Origin of the sequence: Stieleria sp., from assembly GCF_041595215.1 — a bacterium.
Taxonomy (GTDB): Bacteria; Planctomycetota; Planctomycetia; order Pirellulales; family Pirellulaceae; genus Stieleria; species Stieleria magnilauensis.
Genome location: NZ_JBFHKV010000449.1, coordinates 1 through 6,306, shown reverse-complemented (window position 1 = coordinate 6,306; position 6,306 = coordinate 1). Strand labels below are relative to the sequence as shown.

At 58.1% G+C, this 6,306-nt stretch carries 5 protein-coding genes; 2 read left to right on the top strand and 3 right to left on the bottom strand.

Annotation, left to right across the window (positions count from 1 at the left end):
- Positions 1 to 635, bottom strand: a 635-nt coding sequence (locus tag ABX749_RS17575; protein WP_372897111.1) for an SCO family protein, incomplete at its 3' end; no start/stop codon positions are given.
- A gap of 113 nt (positions 636 to 748) precedes the next feature.
- A complete protein-coding gene (locus ABX749_RS17570) occupies positions 749 to 1,453 on the bottom strand; it encodes a hypothetical protein (RefSeq protein ID WP_372897110.1) in 705 nt (234 codons plus the stop codon).
- Between the two features lie 159 nt (positions 1,454 to 1,612).
- Here ABX749_RS17570 and ABX749_RS17565 point away from each other — a divergent pair, with 159 nt between their 5' ends.
- Both ABX749_RS17565 and ABX749_RS17560 read left to right on the top strand, forming a co-directional pair.
- Complete coding sequence (locus ABX749_RS17565; RefSeq protein ID WP_372897109.1) at positions 1,613 to 2,716, top strand: hypothetical protein; 1,104 nt, start codon at positions 1,613 to 1,615, stop codon at positions 2,714 to 2,716.
- A gap of 3 nt (positions 2,717 to 2,719) precedes the next feature.
- Complete coding sequence (locus tag ABX749_RS17560) at positions 2,720 to 3,907, top strand: hypothetical protein (RefSeq protein ID WP_372897108.1); 1,188 nt, start codon at positions 2,720 to 2,722, stop codon at positions 3,905 to 3,907.
- A 77-nt stretch (positions 3,908 to 3,984) separates the two neighbouring features.
- Here ABX749_RS17560 and ABX749_RS17555 read toward each other — a convergent pair.
- A partial coding sequence (locus ABX749_RS17555) for a CHAT domain-containing protein (protein ID WP_372897107.1) occupies positions 3,985 to 6,306 on the bottom strand: 2,322 nt, incomplete at its 5' end.

Here is a 6,306-nt window from a genome sequence, read left to right as displayed (position 1 = left end):
TGGGCTTCGGCCCGCGGTTGCAGCCATGCCGGATCGCGGATATCGCGTGGGACGGAAATTTCGGGCATGCGTTCCAGTCGACTGGGGTCTCGTTGGTCCAGCAACGCGCTGATGTCGTCGCGCAGTTTCTGATTCGCTTCCGGTGACAGACCTTCGTAGTAACCGCGGATTTTTGAATCTTGGTCGACCAGGACAAACAGCGAACTATGGGTGATCAGATTCGTCGCGTCCCGGCCGGATTGGATGTCCAGTTTGAACCCGTCTTTACTCAAATCCCAGAGGGTCGCACGGTCGCCGGTCAGAAAGTGCCAGTGTTCGAAATCGGCGTCAGCTTTCGTGCCGTATTCGGCCAGCACCTCGGGCGTATCGAACTCCGGGTCGACCGTGAACGAAACCAGTTCGACCTGGCCCAGTTCGTCGGCCCGATGCAGGGTTTGCTGTAATTCGCTGAACGCGGCCGTTTGGTACGGACACGTCGCCCCGCAACGGGTGAAAATAAAGGTGGCGACCCAGACCTTGCCGTCCAGATCGCTACGTTCGAACGATTTGCCGTGCTGGTTGGTCAATGTGAAGGCGGGAATTTCACCAAAAACGCGCAACCCCTGATCGACAGCGGTGCGCCGCGTGCGGTTCACATCGGTTTCGGTGGAAATTTCTGGCGTCGCCCGAGGACCACATCCAGCGAGAGCGACCACGCTCGAAATCACCAGGAAAACCAAGGGATTTCGGTGCGACTGGCGGGGAAATATCATTGAGTTGGGTTGGTTGGCGATGGTGCAGGAGAAAGTTTTCGGACGAGGCGTTTAAATTCTGCCGTACGTTGAACCACAAATTCGCCAATTAGTTCCGAATGGTCGTACCCACACATCTGACTTCCCAACAAAGAGTGCACGCCCGACTCTCCCGTCTCAAAACGAGCTTCGAAATCGAGTTCCGGGGCGGCGACCTCGTACAGTCCCACCTCCGGGATTTCGACCAGATAAACGAAATCCCGACTCGTCAGGCTCAGCCGAACCTCGGTGTTGGCTGGTGCATAGAAATTCCGCGTTCCCAGTCGGTCGTCGGCCGTACCCAATTTGGAATCGGCACCGGGATAGTGAAAGTAAAGTCGATAGTTCGATGCGACAACCTGGACGTCTAAGTGCTCGATCGGTTCGTCGCGCTTGAGGCACAGCGCAACCCCGATCGTGACACTCACGGCGATCAAACCGGCCCCTGCCAACCGTCCGAAGTGAACGTTTCTATAATTCCGACTCACGCGGCGTGATGCTTCAGTGGAAATGGGAGTGATGTTGTTCGGATCATTCTCACAGAGAGCGGCTGAAGGACTCACCCGCCTCGCTGATCCGCTCAGCAAAAAACGATCCACAAATGCCCCGATGCCTTCAAGTGTTATGTTCGCGAAAACGCAAAAATGATCAAGGTGCCATCGCTTCGTTGGGGCGACGTCCACGCCGGGAAACGATCCTCGTCCGGTTCAACCCATCACCTGTCGTTCGGCGCGCCGTTCCGGTTGCTTTCCCCATCCATTCCGTTTGCGACGACCAAAGTGGGGGATAGCATGCAAGGTACGGCTGTCCCGACCAACCGACGCGATCAACGAAACTGTCTCATGTGCTTCCCCTTCGCTTCCGGGCCGATCGGCCCCGGTTTGTTTCCGCTCGTCTTGTTGTGCAGTTCCACGTTCCTTACGGGAGACCTCATTGCCGGAGAACCGGTTCCCCGGCAATTCCGTGTCTGGACCAGTCCGGACGGCCGCGTGAGCGATGAACTGGCGATCGTGAACTACGACGACAAAAGCCGCATCGTCACGTTCGTTGATCAGACGGGGAAACGTTTGCGGACCGAACTGACACGGCTTTCTGTCGCGGACCAACGCCACATCCTCGCCGACCACGCTCAAACCGACCACGCTCAAAGCAACGCGGTGTTGGTCAATACGACCGCCCCGCAAGATCAACAGGTGTTGATGGATGATCAGACGATCGAAAAATTGGGGCTACCCCAAAATGATCAGGTGGTTTACGCCAAACCACGACAGTCTTCTGCGGCGCCGGTCCAAGTCATCACGATGAAAACGGTCACCAAAGAGGTGCAAGTGCCGCAGGTGCAGGAGTACACCGTACTCGTCCCTGAATTGCAGACCACGACGGTGATGGCACCGGTCCAACAGCGCGTCCGCTGTGTCGAGAGCTATGGGTTGTTCCACAAACGCCGTCGCATCGTCTATCGGACCCGAACGGTATTGCGCCCCGTGACCCGTACGCAGACCGTCATGCGGACCGAGACTCGGTCGCGAACGGTGATGCGTAGCGAGACACGCACCGTGGACCTTCCGGTCATCAGAGCGGTCCAATCGCTCAAGGAATCGGGAGGAGAAACCAGACGCGAAGAAGGCATCGAGGTGCCGGCCCCGTTGTCGGCCGGAGCGATCTCGAGCGAGGTCGTTAAAGTGTTCGAGCAAGTCATCAAAGAATTGGTTCCGCCTCCATCCGCTGAATCCTTCAATCCCCGCGGAGTGGACGCGTCGATCGTCGACTACGAGCAGTCCGCCCCGTCGCAGGGGATACGGTACATGATGCGAGTCGAAATCAACCAAATCAATCCTCGAAAAATTGCGCTCGAAACCGGGGTGCTGGATGTGAACAATGCTTCCAAGAGCAAAGAAAGAAACGACCAACTCTTTCAGACTCTCCATGGTCGGCTGACGAACTGATCGATGTCAGAGCAGCCCCCTAGCGTTACCGCCGCGATCGGCCAGCTGTTCCGGTCGATCCGATCGAAGTGGAAAGGCCCACCGGACTACGGGGAGGTCTACCGCCGCGAGCAAGTGGAACCAACAGAGCATTTGCAACAGATCGCCGACAAGTTTGCCGACCGGGGACGTCGGCTCGGTCGTCGCGCCGGCTGGATGCTGGCGTTCAGCCTGCTGTTTATCGTCGGTGGCATCGCCGTCTTTCTCGTGCCCACCGAGTTTACCGACGCGGTTGCTGCCGAACGCGAAGTCGACGAGGCAAGTGAAGTCAAAAGCGGGATCTTGACGCAGGAGGCCGAGGCGGAGGTGGCGTACCTGCGCGGACGCGACTTGTACAACCTGTACGGGATCTTTCACGAACTGGACATGACATTAGGCAACTACCAGCCGGGAGCCGATCTGGCCGGAAGTCCCTTCTATGGCCCGCGAATTCAGTGGGCCCGCGACGCCAGTCGAGAATTGTCAGCATCCGAGCCGACTGACAAGAGGTATCCTTTCGATTCGTTCCAGTATCACCACATTGAGGGAACGACGGCGACCAAGGTTCCCGCCGACGTGTTTCGGCTGGCCGGTCAACAGATGCGGACAAGCGGAATCGATCTCCCCTTTTTGACCATCTCGCTGGAGCAATTGAGTTTGGCGATCGGCGGCGGCGAGGAGGAACAGGCTGTTCGAACGTTGCAGCGAGAATTGTTGGCGTTGAAGCCGCTGTACGAGGATGCCAAACGCGAAATGGACCGAATGTTCGTGCAGTTGGACGACGAAGCCAAAAACCGCTTGGCCACGACGGAGCAGTTATTGGAAGCCGAAAAGCGGATCGCGGACGCGCTTCTGGAAGTCAATCAAACACAATCCGACTGGGCAAATCAACCTTGGGTGACCCTGCTGGCGGTCCGGGGTGGCGTGGTCGTGCTGCTTCTCTATCTGACGACGGTGCTGTTGGCGAGTTATCGCTACACGCAAACGTTGTCGGCCTACTATCTCGCCAGGGCAGACGCCTTGCAATTGCTCTCGCACCAAGTCGACGATCGTTTGATCGACGCCGAAGAGCTTCAAGTTCTTCTGCCGCTGCTTTCACCGGACAGCTATCGAATCGACCAACCGCCGGCGCCGTATGAATCGATCGGCCAAGCCGTCGCAGGCAATCGTTGAAACGCTCGTCGGCTCGCGTCCAAGACCGTAAACATGAATCACCACGTCTGGTGCGAGCTGCTCTCAACGAACGCAATTCATTTGGCCTGTTCTGCCCATTGGCGGTCTTCGGCGTGCAGCTTGTTCAGGCTCACTTCGAATTGATCCCCGTTGGGTTTTAGCAAGATAACTCGGTCGTGTCGGGTCGCGATCCATTTGGCAACGGTGGTGTGTTTTCCGTCGGCACTTCGCCAGGTCCGATACTCTGTCGGCGCGTCTTCGATTGACTGGGGAATCCCGTTAGCCGTGAATGCCGCCCACAAATGGGGCATTGACGGCAGCCCTCGTTCTTCGAGCCGCCGGATCGTAGCCAGTTGGGCAAATCGCAGTGACGATGCGGGGCTCTTGCCATCGGATAGCTGGTCAAAGAAGTCCTTCATCAAGCCGGCAGTGATCTGGTCGGGGATGGACCACAACGTCGCCACGACCGTCTTTGCTCCTGCAAGACGAAACGCATGACTCAATCCTGCAACGCCCTCTCCGCTGCTGGTGTTGCCGACGGCGGTCTGACAAGCGCTTAAGACGACGAGTTCGGTCCCGCGAAAATCACAATCCAAGATTTCCAGCCCCGTCAAAATGCCATCGCCCTGTCCACCGAATGCGGTATTGGCATTTGCAAACGCCAGCCCGCACGTCGCCATGGGATGTTGTTCGTGTCGATATTCCGAGAATCCGTGGGTGCTGAACACGGCGATCTGGGGGCGGTTGGCGGTTTTCACGACCGACTCTTCCGCATTGGCCTCGACGAAGACTTGGGGGGCGGCTCCTGACAGGGTTCGCAGATAGGGCAACACCGCTTGCGCTTCCTTGGCGGTTCCCGGCAGCGGCGAAAAGGCGGTGCCAGCCGAGTCGCCGTTGGCATTCTTGCCATAGTCGGGGTTGGCAACCATCAACGGTGCAGAAATCGAATTGACCGGTTCGGTTGACAACAGATCGCGTCCGCTGAGCAGGTACTGAATCTCGTGGTCATCGATCACCCGCTTGCCATCGGGTTTCGTCAGTGCAACGAAAGGGATTCTCCACAATTGATGATCGGGCGAGACGAGCCACTTGGGCGTGGTCATGACGTCGTCGGGCAGCGAATGCAAAACCTGAGTCGACAACGCGCGGAGGTGTTGGTTGATTGCAACAATAAAGTTTTGGGGGATCATTTGCCCGTTCAGGCAGGCATGGAATTCGATCAGCGTTCGCGCCAATTTGTCCCAGTCCTCACAGACCACTTCCAATCGGATGTCGCCGCGACCGGCCGGCGGGATGACCCAAACCAGGACCTGCATCCCCCGTTGCTTCGGACCAACCGAGTTCAACCCGTGGTCGATTGAACTGTCCAGTTTGGTGCGCACGCCGGCGACCGCGCATTCCAACAAGACCGTGTCGTCAGGGATCCGTTCACGTACGTTCGTCAAGTCGCTCCACGGGTTTTGGCGACGTTCGGTCCATCCCGTCGAACCCAGTTTCCAGGACAACTCCGATTCGCGATTCCGGAGCGTTTCGAGTCGGTCTTGAAGATCCATCGCCGTGGACGATGACGTGAGCCCGAGGGTCGGATTCTGGAGGGCGGACAACGTGAGCGATGAGATCTGTTCTCGGACTTCGGAGAGTTGCTCGGCGATTACACGGACCTGGGGATCTTGCGTCGACGCCACCATGCGATGTCGCTCGGCGAGGGCGCGCGTCGAGGCACCCTTGGCGTTCAAAACCCAACCGGCCGATAACTCGACGGCGCGGGGGACGGACTTCAATCGCACCGCCATCTCCAAGGCGTCGTGAAACGCGGGTTGGAATCGTTGCCGCAAGAACTCTGCCTGCTCAGTCTCCGACAACAACGGCAACGTTCGCGCGACGTAATCCCGAAAGGCTCGCTGGCTCTCATCCATCCCGGCGAGAGCCAGCTCAAATTTCCCCAATCGCTCGAATAGAAGAGCGAGCTGCGCCGCCGCCTGGGCGGTGTCGGGATGCTGCGGCCCCAGTAATCGTTTGGACTGTTTGTATTGTTCCACCAGGGCCGGTTCGAGAGTGTCCCACTGATCGGTCTCGCGGACATCGGCGGCCAGTTCCTTGAGGAGCTCCTGTGTCGTACGGTTCAAAGCACCGTGTTGCTCGTTCGATTGTTTCCATGCCTGGAATTGCCACTGGAGGGCGGCTTGGGGATTCTGAGCCTCCGCAACGAGCCGCGCCAGCTGGCGGTATTCGTAGGGGTCAATCACCTTTTCTTTGGACAGTTGGTGGTCGAGGTAGCGTCGATACGTTGCCACCGCGTCGTCGTATTGCCCGACCGCGTTTTGCGTTTCCGCAATTTGTCGCAACAGGTACGTCCAACCGTCACCGAATCGATTGTCCGATTCGGCCATCTGGATCGC